General features: G+C 56.2%; 2 protein-coding genes. Both read left to right on the top strand.

Annotation, left to right across the window (positions count from 1 at the left end):
- On the top strand, positions 1-196 hold a 196-nt coding region (locus DWU98_RS22070), incomplete at its 5' end, for an XAC0095 family protein (protein WP_230474994.1).
- Between the two features lie 292 nt (positions 197-488).
- Positions 489-1,067, top strand: coding sequence for a transposase (locus DWU98_RS22130; RefSeq protein ID WP_329955414.1), 579 nt, complete (start codon positions 489-491; stop codon positions 1,065-1,067).
- Positions 1,068-1,251 lie beyond the last annotated feature (184 nt).

Below are 1,251 nucleotides of genomic sequence, written 5' to 3'. Positions count from 1 at the left end.
GATTCAGACCATGCTGAACGTGATGGCCCAGATCGCCCGCGGTGACGCCGACAACGCGAACAACAGCACCACCGTAACGATGAACCGCGTGGAGCTGCATCGCGTCTTTCTTCAGATCAGCCAACAGATTGGCGAGGCGCTGGATAAATTGAGGGATGAGAACTGGTTTGGTAATCAGCATCGGACGTGGCAGTGATAAGAAAAGAGTCCGATCCAACGCTCAGGGCCAGAGTACACCTCTGTCGCGTGGCTTAGACAATCCCCGACAGACGTTGAACTGTTCTAGCCACATGCTTGGGCTCCCTCTTTAGCTCAAGCGCCATGCCACGCCGACCACGCCTCGATCTTGCCGATATTCCGCAACACATTGCCCAACGCGGCAGTGATTGTCAGCCCTGTTTTTTGCCGAGATTGATCATCTCAGGTATCTCGACGATCTGCGCGGGATTACTTAGCAAGAGAGCTGTGCCGTGCATGCCTATGTATTGATGACGAATCACGTTCACTTACTGATGACGCCATCGTCCATCGGCCACATTGCACGTGTTATGCAAGCTTTTGGGGCGTCGTTATGTACGCTAGTCAATGATCGCTATCGTCGCACCGGCGCGCTTTGGGAGGGTCGCTACAAGGCATGCATGGTCGATGGCAAAAACCATCTACTGCGCTGTTATCACTACATCGAACTAAACCCGGTTTGGGCTCGAATGGTTGCGGATGTGCATGGCTACCCATGGTCGAGTCATGCCAGCAACGCCTTGGCATGCGCCAACCCGCTTATCAGGCCACACGCACCCTATTTTGTCCTTGGTACAAACCATCACGAACGCTGCGAGGCCTACCGAGAGGTGGTCGAACAAATCGTCGACCCCGAAGAACGTGATCACATTCGCCTACACCTGCAACGCCAGCATGCGCTGGCATCAGATCGCTTCCGCCAGGCAATTGAAGCTTGCTTGGCAACGCGCGCAGATCCCCGCAGGTCCCGCAAAGATCGGCAGGCCGGGAAAGTCAGATTGGTAAGTCGAACCCGACCCCTGTTTTGCCGACACACCCATTCCGAATAAACGTTACGCACGCACGTTGCCAGGGACAGGTCCATGCTCATCAGCCCACCTTTCATCCACGCCCATCTCACCGGCGCCGGCCATCCCAACACGGATGCCCGTTGGGTCGACGATTGCATGCCCAACGTCCCGGGGAAAGATGGCCTATCTGGCCTGTTCCCCATCAGCCACAAGCTCGGCTGGC

It is taken from the genome of Dyella monticola (assembly GCF_003363155.1).
GTDB classification, from domain to species: domain Bacteria; phylum Pseudomonadota; class Gammaproteobacteria; order Xanthomonadales; family Rhodanobacteraceae; genus Dyella_B; species Dyella_B monticola.
This window is presented reverse-complemented; position numbering and strand designations above follow the sequence as displayed.